This is a genomic window from Oleiphilus sp. HI0117 (assembly GCF_001635235.1).
Genome location: NZ_LWGA01000302.1, coordinates 1 through 375, shown reverse-complemented (window position 1 = coordinate 375; position 375 = coordinate 1). Strand labels below are relative to the sequence as shown.

Annotated in this window: 1 protein-coding gene; it reads left to right on the top strand. The window is 40.0% G+C overall.

Translation table 11 applies throughout. From position 1 onward, the window contains the following. Nucleotides 1-375, top strand: a 375-nt coding sequence (locus A3757_RS26245) for a hypothetical protein (protein ID WP_304439169.1), incomplete at both ends; no start/stop codon positions are given.

Sequence of the window (375 nt, the reverse complement as noted above, 5' to 3'; positions counted from 1 at the left end):
AAATACGGCTATAAAAGTTATATCAACGTGCTTAGTTACTGGAACTCTAATTGGCTGTAATGGAGGTGGAAGTGGTGGCGGTGGAGCTGCCCCTGGAACTAATGGCGGTCAAGGTGGTGGAGTAGGGCCTGAGTTAGTAATCGAGTTTAGAGAGGCACCTCTAGACCCAAAGGTTTTTAATCTGCTTTCAAATGATAGAAGTACAGAAAATCACTTTAACCCTGAAGAAAAGTTAAGCATAACTTGGATGACAACGGTTAAATATTCGGATGACACTACGTTAGGTGTTAATCAAAGAGAGCTTTACCAAGCAAAGGTCTATCTGAGTGATAATGATATTATTGAGATTGATAATGATCTGGAGTTGTTCACTAT